9 protein-coding genes are annotated in these 14,162 nt (G+C 73.1%); 6 read left to right on the top strand and 3 right to left on the bottom strand.

Annotated features, from left to right (window positions below; genetic code table 11):
- Positions 1-7: 7 nt before the first annotated feature.
- Together ACIF80_RS35700 and ACIF80_RS35705 are read right to left on the bottom strand one after the other, a co-directional pair.
- Entirely contained in the window at positions 8-742 is a 735-nt protein-coding gene (locus tag ACIF80_RS35700) for an ABC transporter permease (RefSeq protein WP_399812729.1), read from the bottom strand.
- Positions 743-768: 26 nt separating this feature from the next.
- The gene (locus tag ACIF80_RS35705; RefSeq protein ID WP_399812695.1) at positions 769-1,746 is read right to left on the bottom strand and encodes an ABC transporter ATP-binding protein; all 978 of its coding nucleotides are present in this window, start codon (positions 1,744-1,746) and stop codon (positions 769-771) included.
- Between the two features lie 229 nt (positions 1,747-1,975).
- On the opposite strand from ACIF80_RS35705, the gene ACIF80_RS35710 reads away from it, so the two are divergent.
- From ACIF80_RS35710 to ACIF80_RS35725, 4 genes are all read left to right on the top strand, one after another.
- Positions 1,976-3,850 (top strand): ABC transporter ATP-binding protein, encoded by a 1,875-nt coding sequence (locus ACIF80_RS35710; protein ID WP_399812698.1) that lies wholly within the window; start codon positions 1,976-1,978, stop codon positions 3,848-3,850.
- The gene (locus ACIF80_RS35715; RefSeq protein WP_399812701.1) at positions 3,847-5,727 is read left to right on the top strand and encodes an ABC transporter ATP-binding protein; all 1,881 of its coding nucleotides are present in this window, start codon (positions 3,847-3,849) and stop codon (positions 5,725-5,727) included. The genes ACIF80_RS35710 and ACIF80_RS35715 overlap by 4 nt, the downstream gene beginning before the upstream one ends.
- 383 nt (positions 5,728-6,110) lie before the next feature.
- A complete protein-coding gene (locus tag ACIF80_RS35720) occupies positions 6,111-8,159 on the top strand; it encodes a M4 family metallopeptidase (RefSeq protein ID WP_399812704.1) in 2,049 nt (682 codons plus the stop codon).
- Between the two features lie 145 nt (positions 8,160-8,304).
- A complete protein-coding gene (locus ACIF80_RS35725; RefSeq protein ID WP_399812707.1) occupies positions 8,305-8,826 on the top strand; it encodes a DUF1990 family protein in 522 nt (173 codons plus the stop codon).
- A gap of 33 nt (positions 8,827-8,859) precedes the next feature.
- On the opposite strand, the gene ACIF80_RS35730 is transcribed toward ACIF80_RS35725, so the two are convergent.
- A complete protein-coding gene (locus tag ACIF80_RS35730; protein ID WP_399812709.1) occupies positions 8,860-11,514 on the bottom strand; it encodes a glycosyltransferase family 1 protein in 2,655 nt (884 codons plus the stop codon).
- Positions 11,515-11,804: 290 nt separating this feature from the next.
- On the opposite strand from ACIF80_RS35730, the gene ACIF80_RS35735 reads away from it, so the two are divergent.
- On the top strand, positions 11,805-13,019 hold the full coding sequence (locus ACIF80_RS35735; RefSeq protein ID WP_399812712.1) for a S8 family peptidase: 1,215 nt from the start codon (positions 11,805-11,807) through the stop codon (positions 13,017-13,019).
- 321 nt (positions 13,020-13,340) lie between these two features.
- Positions 13,341-14,162: maltotransferase domain-containing protein (locus ACIF80_RS35740; RefSeq protein WP_399812715.1), on the top strand; the 822-nt coding region annotated here is incomplete at its 3' end.

The raw sequence follows: 14,162 nt of genomic DNA on the forward strand, positions 1-14,162 counted from the left end.
CCCTCCCTCACTCCCAGCGGAACCAGCGGGTGGCGGCAGCCGTCAGCAGCACCGTCCAGGCCGCCAGGACGGCCAGGTGGATCCAGCCGGGCCAGTCGCCGGCCGCGGCCTGGTTCAGGGCTTCGGCCGCGGCGCCGAACGGGGTCCAGCCGACGATGTCGGCGAGCAGGTCCGGCATGGCCTGCACCGGCAGCCACACACCCGCGCAGAACATCGCCGGGAACAGCGCGGCGGAGCCCACCGCTCCCGCGATCTTCGCCGTGCGGGACAGCGCGGAGAGCACGGCGCCCAGGGCGAGGGCGGCGGTCACGGCCAGGAGCAGTGCGAGGAGGTAGCCGAAGGGCTGACGCGGCAGCGGTACGCCGAAGGCGATCCGGCCGACGGCGAGCGAGAGCAGCGCCGAGAGCAGGGCGGCCCCGCCGTACACCAGCATCTGCGCGCCGAGCAGTGCGGTGGCCCGTACGGGGGTGGTGGCCATCCGGCGCAGGATGCCGTGCTCGCGGTAGGCGGTGAGGGTCTGCGGCATGCCCTGCACCCCGCCGACGATCAGGCCGAGCAGCACGGCGACCGGAACGTACGCGTCCACCGGGCGCAGCCCGCCGAAGGACGGGTCGGCCTCGCGGAAGGAGGGGAGGGAACCGAGGATCGCCAGCAGGAGGGTGGGGAACAGCAGGACCCAGAAGATTCCACCGGGTTCACGGCGGAAGAGGCGGATCTCGGTCCGCAGGACGGCGGTGTTCAGGACGGCGGCGCGGGGGGCGGGGCTGGTCACGCCGGTACCTCCTCGGTGGTGTCGGGGCGGCCGGTGGTGTTCGCCCGCTCGGTCGCGCCCGTCGGGCCGGTCCCGCCGTTCTCCCCCGTCAGGTCCAGGAACGCGTCGTCCAGGGTGGCGTCGGTGACCCGGAGCTGGTGGGCGGTGACACGGGTGCGGGCGAGGAGGGTGATGACGGCGTTGACGGTCTCGTCCGTGCCGGACAGGGTGACGCGGCCGTCCCGGTGCTCGATCGAGGCGAGGGCGGGCAGGCCGTTCAGGTCGCGGTCGTCCAGGGGGGCGGAGGGCGTGAAGCTGATGACGGTGGCTCCCGCCGAGCGGCGGATCAGACCGGCCGGGGTGTCCAGGGCGGCCACCCGGCCCTTGTCGATCACCGCGATCCGGTCGCAGAGCCGCTGGGCCTCCTCCATGAAGTGGGTGACGAGCAGGACGGTGACGCCGCCCGCGCGGATGTCCTCGATGAGTTCCCAGGTGTCGCGGCGGGCGCGCGGGTCCAGGCCGGTGGTGAGTTCGTCGAGGACGACGATCCGGGGGTCGCCGATGAGGGCGAGCGCGATCGACAGGCGCTGCTTCTGCCCGCCGGAGAGCTTGCCGAAGCGGTTGTCCAGGTGCGGGGTGAGCCCGAGACGTTCGGCCAGGGGCCGCCAGTCGGCGGGGCGCGGATAGAAGGCGGCGTACAGCTCGAGGGCCTCACGGACGGTGAGCTTGGCCTGGAGTTCGCTCCGCTGGAGCTGGGCGCCGAGCACGCCGGCGACCGCGTCGTGCTCGGTGACGGGGTCGAGGCCGGTGACGCGGACCCGGCCGGAGTCGGGGACGCGCAGGCCCTCGACGCATTCGACGGTGGTCGTCTTGCCGGCGCCGTTGGGGCCGAGGACGCCGAAGATCTCGCCCTCCTCCACGGCGAAGGAGACACCGTCCACGACGGGCCGGCCCCCGTAGGACTTGCGCAGGTCGGTGACTTCGATGACAGGCATGGCATCAGCGTCGCCGCGCACGGGCTCCCCGCACATCGGCCGACGCGCTCGGACCCGCATCAACCGATCGGCTGATGGAGTGGTCCGACTTCGGGGGAGAGGAGGTACGGCGCGGGTCGCGTGCGGGCGCGTCGACGGGGTCGGACGTCGGGCGTAGGTCCTGCGGACCAGTGGGGTCCGGCCAAAACTCGGTGGGCAGCGCCGGGGGCGGTCCGTAGGCTCGCTGCCGATGGCCACGACACCCCCACTCTCCGCACCCCTTTCGGCCTCCGAGCCCGGTTCGTTCCCCGAGCCCGGCCCGGCCTCCGAACGCGGCACCACCGTCCGCTCGTTGCTGCGCCTGTGGCCGTACGTGCGGCCCGCGCGGACGCGGCTGGTGACCGCCGCCGTCGTCGCGGTGGTCGCCTCCTGCGTCGCCCTGGTCTTCCCGCTGGTCCTGAAGTGGATCGTGGACGGCCCGGTCGCCGACCGGGACCCGGCGGGCGTGTGGCTCGGCGCGCTGTACCTGCTGCTGCTCGGGCTGGCGGAGGCACTGCTGTTCGGTCTGCGGCGGTGGCTGGTGGCGCGTCCGCTGGCCGCGGTCGAGGCGGGGATGCGGGCGGACCTGTACCGGCGTCTGCAGCGGCTGCCGGTGGCCTTCCACGACCGGTGGCCGTCGGGTCAGTTGCTGTCCCGGGGAACCACGGATCTGATGCTGGTCCGGATGTTCCTGGCCTTCCCTCTGGTGTTCCTGCTGGCCAACGGGGTGACCATTCTGGTCGGCGTGATCATCATGCTGGTCCAGGACTGGGTTCTGGGGCTGGTGATCCTGATTCCCACCTTGCCGGTGGCGGTCATCTGCGCGGCCTTCGAGAAGCGGTACAGCAGTGCGGCGCGGCTCGCTCAGGACCAGGTGGGCGATCTGACGACGGTCGTCGAGGAGAGCGTGCTCGGCATCCGGGTCATCAAGGGGTTCGGACGGCACCGCAGTCAGGCGAAGGCGTTCCGGGAGCTGTCGAAGGAGCTGCGCGGGACGGAGCTGCGCAAGGCCCGGCTGCTGGCCATGATCATGACCGTCATCACCACGCTGCCGGAACTGGCGATCGGCGGGGCGCTGGTGCTGGGGACCGTACGGGTGGCCGACGGGGACCTGTCCGCGGGCACCCTGGTGGCGTTCCTGTCGACGGCCCTCGCCCTGCGCTGGCCCGTGGAGTCGATCGGCTTCCTGCTGGCGCTGAGCCAGGAGACGGCCACGGCGACCCAGCGGTACTTCGAGGTGATGGACGCCGAGGAGGAGCGGCCGGGACCCGACGTCACGCGGGACGGCCCCGACGGGGGCGGGGGCGGCGAGGGCGGTCTGCGCTTCCACGGTGTCGGCTTCCGCTACCCCGACGCCCCTCCCGGCTCCCCGCCCGTCCTCGACCGCGTCGACCTGCACATCCGCCCCGGCGAGTCCATGGCCCTGGTCGGCGCGACCGGCAGCGGCAAGACCACGCTCACCGCCCTGGTCCCCCGGCTGCACGAGGCGACCTCGGGGCGGATCACCCTCGACGGCACGGACATCACCGCGCTGTCGCGCGAGGAGCTGCGGCGCAGGGTCTCCGTCGCGTTCGAGGAGCCGACCCTGTTCTCGGCCGAGGTGGCGGAGAACGTGCTGATGGGCGCCGGGGCCGCCGCCGGGGAGCGCGAACTGGAGCGGGCGCTCGGGGTGGCGCAGGCCGACTTCGTGCACGCGCTGCCGCAGGGCGTCCGGACCCAGGTCGGTGAGCAGGGGCTGAGCCTCTCCGGCGGGCAGCGGCAGCGCCTCGCGCTGGCCCGCGCGGTGGTCGGCCGGCCCGGTTTCCTGGTGCTGGACGATCCGTTGTCCGCGCTGGACGTGCACACGGAGGCCGCGGTGGAGGCCGCCCTGCGCCGGGTGCTCGCGGACACCACGGCCCTGATCGTGGCGCACCGCCCGTCCACGGTCCTGCTGGCCGACCGCGTCGCCCTGCTCTCCGGCGGCCGGGTCACGGCGGTCGGCACCCACCACGAACTGCTGCGCACCAACGCCGAGTACGCCCACCTCATGTCCGGCGACCCGGTGACAGGGCAGGCGGAACAGGCGGAACAGGAGAACCAACGATGACGGCGGCTCCCACCGCACCCGCCCGCGACAAGGACGACAAGGGCGGCAAGGACGACAAGAGCGGCGAGCCGCAGACGCCGGGGACCGGCGACCCGTTCGACCGGGACGTCCTGCCCACTCCCCCGGGCGCCACCGGCACCCTGCTGCGTTCCCTGCTGACGCCGATGCGCGGCCGGGTCGCGCTCACGGTGGTCCTGCTGCTGCTCCAGCAGGCGGCGGTGCAGGCGGGCCCGCTGCTGGTGGCGTACGCGATCGACCGGGGCGTGCCCGCGTTCCGGTCCGCCGACCACGGGCCGCTGATCGCGGTCGCGGTGGGGTATCTGCTGTGCGCGGCGGTGGGCGGTGCGCTGCAGTACGCGTTCATCGGCGTCTCCGCGCGGGTCAGCCAGGACGTGCTGCTGGATCTGCGCGGCCGGATCTTCCGGCACGCGCAGGCGCTCAGCGTCGACTTCCACGAGCGCTACACCTCGGGCCGGCTCATCTCCCGCTCCACCACGGACGTCGAGTCGCTGCGGGAACTGCTGGAGGAGGGCCTGCAGCAGCTGGTGACGGTCGCCGTGTCCTGTCTCTACATCGCGGTGCTGCTGCTCTGGCTGGACCTGGGGCTCGGCGCCGTCGCGGTGGCGTCCTTCCTGCCGCTGTACCTGCTGGTGCGGTCCTACCAGCGGCGGGCGCACCGGGTGTTCCGGCTGCGGTCGACGGCGATCGCCGCGGTGATCGTGAAGTTCGTCGAGACGATGAACGGCATCCGCCCGGTGCGTGCCTTCCGCCGCGAGTCCGTCAACGACGCCGCGTTCCGGGAGCTGAACCGGCGGCACGAGCGGACCAACGGCGACGCGCTGCTCGAGATGGCCCGCTATGTCGTGGGCTCGCGGGTGACCGCCAACACGACGGTCGCGCTGGCCGTGCTGTGGGGCGCCTACCGGGTGGCGGACGGGACGCTCGCGCTCGGTGTGCTGGCGGCGGCGGTGCTATATCTGCGGCGCCTGTACGACCCGATCGACCGGCTGGGCATGTTCCTCAACGCGTACCAGTCGGCGGCGGCCTCGCTGGAGAAGATCGCCGGTCTGCTGGCCCAGGTCCCGTCCGTGCCGGAGCCGGTGTCCCCCCGTGAGCTGCCGGAGCGGCGGTCGGAGCATCCGGGGCGCGAGGTCGTCTTCGACGGGGTCCGGTTCGCGTACCGCACCGGTGGCGAGGTGCTGCCCCGTTTCGACCTGACGCTCCCCGCCGGGCAGACCGTCGCGGTGGTCGGCTCGACCGGCGCGGGCAAGTCGACACTGGCGAAGCTGCTCGCCCGCTTCTACGACCCCACCGACGGCCGGGTCCTGCTCGACGGCATCGACCTGCGCGACCTGCCGGGGCCCGAACTGCGGCGCGGGGTGGTCATGGTGACGCAGGAGGCGTTCCTGTTCTCCGGCACGGTCGCCGAGAACATCGCCCTCGGCCGTCCGGAGGCCGGCCGCGCGGAGATCGAGCAGGCGGCCAAGGAGATCGGCGCGCACGACTTCATCAGTTCCCTCCCGGACGGCTACGACACCGACGTACGCAAGCGGGGCGGCCGCATCTCGGCCGGTCAGCGCCAGCTCGTGGCGTTCGCGAGGGCGTTGCTCGCCGATCCCGCCGTGCTGATCCTGGACGAGGCGACCAGTTCGCTGGACATCCCCGGCGAGCGGGCGGTGCAGCGGGCGATGGCGACGGTGCTGCGGGGCCGTACGGCGGTGGTGATCGCCCACCGTCTGTCCACCGTGGAGATCGCGGACCGCGTCCTGGTGATGGAGCACGGCCGGATCGTGGAGGACGGCACCCCGGCCGAACTCGTCGCGGGTACGGGCCGCTTCGCGGACCTGCACCGGGCCTGGCGGGACAGCTTGGCGTAACGGGGGGACACTCCCCCGCAACAAAGGCGCGGAGGCCCGGGAGGGGCGGCTGCGCGAGGAGGGGCCGACGGTGCCGGGCGGGTGCGCCGCGGCCCCTGTTACGCGTGCGCAACTTTCCGTTAATCGAACCTGAACTCCCGGACAACGAACCGTTTTTGGCCAAGTTTCTGACGCGCTCCTGACAGAAACCGCGGTCACCTGCCACTCTTCCCACGGCCCTCGCACGGCAGCCCCACAGCGCCACCGAACCGTCGTGCCGCGGCCGTCGCTCCAGCACAGCAGCACGTGGTACCGCGTACCGCCCTGTTCTGCCCGGCCGGCTCACCAGCCGGCCGGTCTCCCCTGGCCGCACACAACCCGCGGCCGCGCAGAAGGAGTCAGTGTTGAGAAGCAGCTCCTCCCACAGACGCACCCCCCGCACCCCCCGCACGACGCGCCGCCGCACCGCCGCGGTCGCCCTCGCCGGGGTCGCCGCCCTGGTCGCCACGGCCGTGCAGGCCGGCAGCGCCACCGCGGCCCCGGACTCCGCGCCGGCCGCCGCACAGGCGAAGCCCGCCGCGGAGTCGGTCCGGCTCACCCCCGCCCAGCGCGCCGAGCTGATCCGCGAGGCGAACGCCACCAAGGCGGACACCGCCGCGGACCTCGGTCTGGGCGCCAAGGAGAAGCTCGTCGTCCGTGACGTCCTCAAGGACCGCGACGGCACCGTCCACGTCCGCTACGAGCGCACCTACGACGGCCTGCCCGTCCTCGGCGGCGACCTCGTCGTGCAGGGCGAGAAGCCCGGCGAGGCCGAGTCGGTCGTCAAGGCCGCCCGGGCCGCGGTGAAGCCCGCCACGACCACGGCCAAGGTCTCCACCGCCGAGGCGGAGCAGCAGGCGCTGTCCGCCGCGAAGGCCGAGGACGCCAAGAGCCCCGACGTGGACGGCGCCCCGCGCAAGGTGATCTGGGCCGCGAGCGGCACCCCCACGGTGGCGTACGAGACGGTCGTCGGCGGACTCCAGCACGACGGCACCCCGCAGGAGCTGCACGTCATCACCGACGCCGTCACGGGCGAGAAGCTGTACGAGTGGCAGGCCATCCAGAACGCGACCGGCCACACCGTCTACAGCGGCACCGTCACCCTGACCTCCACCCAGTCCGGGTCGACGTACAACCTCACCGACGGCGCGCGCGGCGGGCACAAGACGTACAACCTGAACCGCGGCACCTCCGGCACCGGCACCCTCTTCTCCGGCTCCGACGACGTCTGGGGCGACGGCACCCCGTCCAACCTGGAGTCGGCCGCCGCCGACGCCCACTACGGGGCCGCGCTGACCTGGGACTACTACAAGAACGTGCACGGCCGCAGCGGCATCCGCGGCGACGGCGTGGGCGCCTACTCCCGGGTCCACTACGGCAACAACTACGTCAACGCCTTCTGGTCGGACAGCTGCTTCTGCATGACCTACGGCGACGGCTCGGGCAACGCCAACCCGCTGACCTCGATCGACGTCGCCGCGCACGAGATGACCCACGGTCTCACCTCGAACACCGCGGGCCTCGTCTACAGCGGCGAGTCCGGCGGCCTCAACGAGGCGACCAGCGACATCTTCGGCTCGACCGTCGAGTTCTACGCGGCCAACTCCTCCGACGTCGGTGACTACCTCATCGGCGAGGAGATAGACATCAACGGCGACGGCACCCCGTTGCGCTACATGGACAAGCCGAGCAAGGACGGCGCGTCCAAGGACGCCTGGTACTCCGGGATCGGCTCGATCGACGTGCACTACTCCTCGGGCCCCGCGAACCACTTCTTCTACCTGCTGAGCGAGGGCAGCGGCGCCAAGACCATCAACGGCGTCAGCTACAACTCGCCCACTTCGGACGGCCTGCCGGTCACCGGCATCGGCCGCGCCAAGGCGGAGAAGATCTGGTTCCGCGCGCTGACCACCAAGTTCACCTCGACCACCAACTACGCGGGCGCCCGCACCGGCACCCTCGCGGCCACCGGTGAGCTGTACGGCACGGACAGCGCCGAGTACAAGGCGGTGCAGGACGCCTGGGCCGGCATCAACGTCGGCACACGCTCCGGCGGCGGCGGTGGCGGCACCACCTTCGAGAACACCACCGACGTGTCCATCCCGGACAACGGCGCGGCGGTCACCTCGTCGATCACCGTGACCGGCCGGACGGGCAACGCTCCGTCCAACCTCCAGGTCCCGGTCGACATCGTGCACACCTGGAGCGGTGACCTGGTCATCGACCTGCTGGCTCCGGACGGTACGGCGTACCGCCTGAGGAACCGCACCGGCGGCTCGGCGGACAACGTCAACGAGACCTACACGGTCAACGCCTCCTCCGAGACCGCCAACGGCACCTGGCGGCTGCGGGTGCAGGACCAGGCCTCGCGGGACACCGGTTACATCAACGGCTGGGGGCTCACCTTCCCGTAGCCGTCACGGGCAGGCATCGTGCGCGGGCCGGACGTCGCGGCCCGTGAGCACCGCGTGAGGACGGGGCGCCGCCCCGGAGGCCGGACCTCCGGGGCGGCGCCCCGCCGTGCGGGCGCCGCCGGTGGCCGCCCTACCCTTGGGTCCCATGTCTTCGGCGGACTTCACCTACGACCATGTCGGCGCGACCCGCGAGCCGGGTTTCTGCCCTCCCGGATTCCACCCCCTGCGCGTCCGCACCCGCCTCGGCGAGGGCGAAGCGGTCTTCCGCCAGGGCTCGGAGGCGGTCCTCACCTGGGAGCTGCACCGGGCCCTGGGGGTCGGGTTCGACACCTCCGCCGACCGCGCGGCGCCCGGCGTCGACGTCACCGTCACGCTCGCCGGAGTGGTCCGGGCGCCCTGCCGGGTGGTCTGGACGGTGGAGGAGCACCGCAGGGCCGGCTGGGCCTACGGCACGCTGCCCGGTCATCCGGAGTGCGGCGAGGAGTCCTTCGTCGTGGACCGCACCGGTGACGGGACGGTGTGGCTGACCGTCTCGGCGTTCAGCAGGCCGGCCAGGTGGTACGCCCGTGCGGCCGGCCCGGCCGCACGCGGGCTGCAGCAGGCCTACGCCCGCCGCTGCGGCACGGTCCTGCGCCGGCTCGCGACGAAGGGCCTCACGGAGTTCTGAGGCCCTTCGCACCGTCCTCCCGCTACCGCCGCCTCACCGCATCAGCAACCCCGCGGTCCCCAGGACGTCCTCCGAGGGGACCGCGACCAGGCCCAGTTCCGTGCCCTGCGCCAGCAGCCGGTGGCTGGGCAGGATACGGACCGTGTAGCCGAACGGCCCGGTGCGGTCCAGGGAGAGCGGGCCCTCGTACACCCAGCGGCCCTCCAGGTCGGCGGCGCCCACCGGCTTCAGCGGCACGGGGGTCGCGTCGGCGATGCGGTCCTCCTCGTCCACCCGCCCGGAGACCGCCTGGACCTCGACGTCGTCGGGGCCGAGGCCGCCGAGGCCGACGCGCACCCGCAGCCCGAGGGTGGTGCCGAGTTCCGCCGTGCCCGTTGTCTCCGGCATCTCCGTCGTCTGCGACGTCTCGACATGGTCGACGGTCACGCCGTGCCAGGCGGCGCGCACCCGGGCCTTCCACCGGGCGAGGCCCCGCGCGGCGTCCGGGTCCATCGCGCGGTGGCCGCCGGCGGCGGGCGCGTACAGGCGCTCGACGTACTCGCGGACCATACGGCCGGCCAGCACCTTCGGCCCGAGCAGGCTCAGGGTGTGCCGGACCATCTCCAGCCACCGGTCCGGCAGCCCGCTCTCGCCCCGCTCGTAGAAGCGCGGGGTGATCCGCTGCTCCAGCAGGTCGTACAGCGCGGCGGCCTCTATGGCGTCGCGCCGGTCGGGGTCGGTGCCCGCCCCGTCCGCGGTGGGGACGGCCCAGCCGAAGTCGGGCTGGAACCACTCGTCCCACCAGCCGTCCAGCACCGAGAGGTTGAGACAGCCGTTGAGGGCGGCCTTCATGCCGCTGGTGCCGCACGCCTCCAGCGGCCGCAGCGGGTTGTTCAGCCAGATGTCGCAGCCGGGGTAGAGCTTCTGCGCCATCGCCATGCCGTAGTCGGGCAGGAACACGATCCGGTGCCGCACACGGGGGTCGTCGGCGAACCGGACCAGTTCCTGGATGAGCCGCTTGCCGCCCTCGTCCGCCGGGTGCGCCTTGCCCGCGATCACGATCTGCACCGGCCGCTCGGGGTGCAGCAGCAGGTCCGTCAGCCGGTCCCGGTCCTGCAGCATCAGCGTCAGCCGCTTGTACGAGGGGACCCGCCGGGCGAACCCGATGGTCAGCACGTCCGGGTCGAGCACCCGGTCGATCCAGCCCAGCTCCGCCGTCCCGGCGCCGCGCTGCCGCCAGGAGGCGCGCAGCCGCTCCCGCACCTCCATCACCAGCAGAGTGCGCAGGGACCGGCGCAGCTCCCAGATGTCCTCGTCCGGGATGTCCGCGACCGAGTCCCAGCGGTCCGAACCCCCGACGGTCAGCGCCTCCTCGGCGCGCTCGGCACCGATCTGCCGGGCGCCGAGCCGGAGCACCTCGGGGGCGACCCAGGTGGGCGCGTGCACCCCGTTGGTCACGGAGGTGATGGGCACCTCCTCGGGGTCGAACCCGGGCCAGAGCCCGGCGAACATCTCCCGGCTGACGCTGCCGTGCAGCAGGGACACGCCGTTGGCGCGCTGGGCGAGGCGCAGGCCCATCACGGCCATGTTGAAGAGGCCGGGCTCACCGCCGGGGTACGTCTCCCGGCCCAGCCCGATGACGCGGTCGACGTCGATGCCCGGCAGTTCGGCGCCGGGGCCGAAGTGGCGGGCGACCAGGGCGCGGTCGAAGCGGTCGATGCCGGCCGGTACGGGGGTGTGCGTGGTGAACACGGTCCCGGCCCGGACGGCCTCCAGGGCGGCGTCGAACTCCAGTCCCTCGGAGTTCAGTTCGGCGATGCGTTCCAGACCGAGGAAACCGGCGTGGCCCTCGTTGGTGTGGAACACCTCGGGTGCCGCGTGTCCGGTGAGCCGGCAGTACGCGCGCACCGCCCGCACACCCCCTATGCCGAGCAGCATCTCCTGGAGCAGCCGGTGCTCGCTGCCGCCGCCGTAGAGCCGGTCGGTGACGCCGCGTTCGCCGAGGTCGTTCTCCTCGACGTCGGAGTCCAGCAGGAGCAGGGGGACCCTGCCCACCTGGGCCAGCCAGATCCGGGCGCGCAGCGACCGGCCGCCGGGCAGCGCGAGGTCCACCAGGGCGGGCGTGCCGTCGGGCTCCTTGAGCTGGACGAGGGGCAGCTCGTTGGGGTCGAGGACGGGGTAGTGCTCCTGCTGCCAGCCGTCCCGGGACAGGGTCTGGCGGAAGTAACCGTGCCGGTACAGCAGGCCGACGCCGATCAGCGGGACGCCGAGGTCGCTGGCGGCCTTGAGATGGTCGCCGGCGAGGATGCCGAGCCCGCCGGAGTACTGCGGCAGGGCGGCCGTGATGCCGAACTCCGGGGAGAAGTAGGCGATGGCGGCGGGAAGCTGGTCGCTCTGCGGCCGGGTGCCGGACTGGGTCTGGTACCAGCGGTCGCCGGTCATGTACGTGTGCAGGTCGTCCGCGGCCGCGTCGAGGCGCTCCAGGAACGCGCGGTCGCCGGCCAGCTCGGTGAGCCGCTCGGGCCCCACGCTGCCCAGCAGCCGTACGGGGTCGCGGCCGCAGGCGGCCCAGCATTCGGGGTCGACGGCCTGGAAGAGGTCGCCGGTCGGCGCGTGCCAGGACCAGCGCAGATTGCGCGCCAGGCCGCTGAGGGGCCGGAGGGGGTCGGGGAGAACGGGTCGGACGGTGAATCGACGGATCGCCTTCAAATTCCACCTCGGCGCGAGTCGCGGTGCGGAGGGACGGCAGTGTGCGTCCGGTCGTCCCGCACGACACTACCGGCGGAAACGGCATCCACGGCGGAAGCCGGACAACCCGGCACCGGCGTGCCCCGGACCAAACGATTCGTCACAAGGCGTATATGGCTGATTCCCTACCCATAGGCGTTCTTGTGGTGCTTCGTTCCGCACGAGACGCTGCCACGGTGGCGTGCCGGCCCGCGCCGGGTGCACCCCGGCCCGCGGCGCCGTACGCCGAGTCGAGGAGGGGAACTCGGACCATGGCACGGACGCGAACGCGGCGTCTGCGCCGGGCGGGGGGCATGACGGCGACCATGACGGCGATCCTGTGCGCCGCGACGGTTTCGGCCGCGACCCTGCCCGCGCACGCCGCGCCCATGGGGCGGATATCCGGCGCCGGAGCACCCGGCTCCGTGGCAGGCAGCTACCTGGTGACACTGAAGGAGGGGACCGCGGCCCACTCGGCGGCGGGCAGAGATCTCGCCGCGCGCTACGGGGCGAGAATCAGCCACACCTACGGCACGGTACTGAACGGCTACGCCGTCCGGGCGGACGCGGGACAGGCGGCGCGGCTCGCGGCCGACCCCCGGGTCTCCTCGGTCGCCCAGGACACCCGGGTGACCCGGGTCGGGACCCAGAAGAACCCGCCGTCCTGGGGACTGGACCGGGTCGACCAGCGGAACCTGCCGCTGAACAAGCGGTACACCTCGCCGGACACGGCGGGTGCCGGGGTGACGGCCTACATCATCGACACCGGTGTACGGATCTCGCACCGGGACTTCGGCGGCCGGGCCCGGCACGGCTGGGACTTCGTCCAGAACGACCGGACCGCCCAGGACGGCAACGGCCACGGCACCCATGTGGCCGGCATCGTCGCGGGGAAGACGTACGGCGTCGCGAAGCGGGCCCGGATCGTCTCCGTGCGCGTGCTGGACGACGCGGGTTCGGGCACCACGGCCCAGGTGATCGCGGGCATCGACTGGGTGACCCGGAACGCGAGGAAGCCCGCGGTCGCCAACCTCAGTCTCGGCGGCTTCCACAACGCGCAGTTGAACGCCGCCGTCCGCGCCTCCATCGCGTCCGGCGTCAGCTACACGGTCGCCGCGGGCAATGAGGGCGACGCCGCCGCGCTGTACTCGCCCGCGGGGGTCACACAGGCGATCACGGTGGGCGCGACCGACCGGCAGGACAAGAAACCGGCCTTTTCCAACCACGGTTCGGCCGTCGACCTGTTCGCCCCCGGAGTCGCCATCACCTCGGCGGCCGCCACGAGCGACACCGGACGGGTCGCCGCCTCGGGTACGTCGATGGCGTCCCCGTACGCGGCGGGCGCGGCGGCGCTGTACCTCGCCGGGCACCGGGGGGCGACCCCGGCGCAGGTGGCGAACGCCCTGGTCAAGGGGGCGACGACCGGGAAGGTGGGCAGCCGCGGACTCGGCTCGCCGAACCGGCTGTTGCGGACGCCGGCGCCCTAGGACCCCTCGTTCGGATCCGGCCCGGTCCGAACGAGAGGCGCGGGGGCCTTGCGGACGGCGGCGTGGGAGCGGGCCCGTCGGGCACCGGCTCCGCCCTGCGCGGGCGGGGCCGGTCTTGTGTGTCGACATACGCGTGAGTAGTTAACAAAGCGCCGGATTGCTCACCCGAATAGGGTGGGAAGGCTCCTTCGGTACACCCCTCAGGACCACCGCCGTGCACCACGGAACACGACGGAGCATCAGGAGCATCACGCAGGACCCCGCAGGACCCACCTCCCCACAGTCATCCGCCCACCTACGTTGACGCGGACAGGAGCGGTCATGCCCGCCAAGCACCCTTCGTCATCCCCTCCGACGCCCGACACCGCAAAGACGCCGTCGGCGTCCGGTTCCACACCACCGGCGCGGGCCGGTTCCGGGGCGCCCCCGAAGCCCGGACCGCCCCCATCCGCGAAACGCGGTTCCGGATCAACTCCCGTGCGGCCGAGCGGCAAGGGCGGACATCCGTCGCCGTCGCCCGCGCCGTCGCCCACTGCGGGAGCGAGCACCGTGAGCGCCACTCCCGTGGATCCCGCTCCCGCCACCTCCGTGGGCCGTATCCCCGTCCTCGACGTCCGGCCGGTGGTCCGCGAGGGGCGCCGGCCGGCGAAGGCGGTCGTCGGAGAGGCGTTCGAGGTGACGGCGACCGTGTTCCGCGAGGGGCACGACGCGGTGGCCGCCCATGTCGTCCTGACCGATCCCGAGGGCCGGCGGGGGCCGTTCACGCCGATGCGGGAACTGGCGCCCGGCACCGACCGCTGGGGGGCCACCGTCACCGCAGGGGCGACGGGGCACTGGACGTACACCGTGGAGGCGTGGAGCGATCCGGTCACCACGTGGCGGCGCCACGCGCGGATCAAGATTCCGGCGGGCATGGACACGGAGCTGGTCCTGGAGGAGGGCGCCCGGCTCCACGAACGGGCGGCAGCCGGAGTCCCGGAACCGGACCGGCGGGCCGTCCTCCTCACCGCCGTGGACGCGCTGCGCGACGAACGGCGTCCGGCGTCGTCCCGGCTGGCGGGGGCGCTGACGCCGGAGGTGGACGCGGTACTGGCCCGGCACCCGCTGCGGGACCTGGTCACCACCGGCGACCCGATGCCCCTG

Origin of the sequence: Streptomyces sp. NPDC085927 (assembly GCF_044540975.1) — a bacterium.
Classification (GTDB): domain Bacteria; phylum Actinomycetota; class Actinomycetes; order Streptomycetales; family Streptomycetaceae; genus Streptomyces; species Streptomyces hirsutus.

Bases quoted from the DNA above. Each gene is read 5' to 3' on its own strand.
- ACIF80_RS35705 (WP_399812695.1), bottom strand. From the start codon at position 1,746: ATGCCTGTCATCGAAGTCACCGACCTGCGCAAGTCCTACGGGGGCCGG.
- ACIF80_RS35735 (WP_399812712.1), top strand. From the start codon at position 11,805: ATGGCACGGACGCGAACGCGGCGTCTGCGCCGGGCGGGGGGCATGACG.
- ACIF80_RS35725 (WP_399812707.1), top strand. From the start codon at position 8,305: ATGTCTTCGGCGGACTTCACCTACGACCATGTCGGCGCGACCCGCGAG.
- ACIF80_RS35710 (WP_399812698.1), top strand. From the start codon at position 1,976: ATGGCCACGACACCCCCACTCTCCGCACCCCTTTCGGCCTCCGAGCCC.
- ACIF80_RS35715 (WP_399812701.1), top strand. From the start codon at position 3,847: ATGACGGCGGCTCCCACCGCACCCGCCCGCGACAAGGACGACAAGGGC.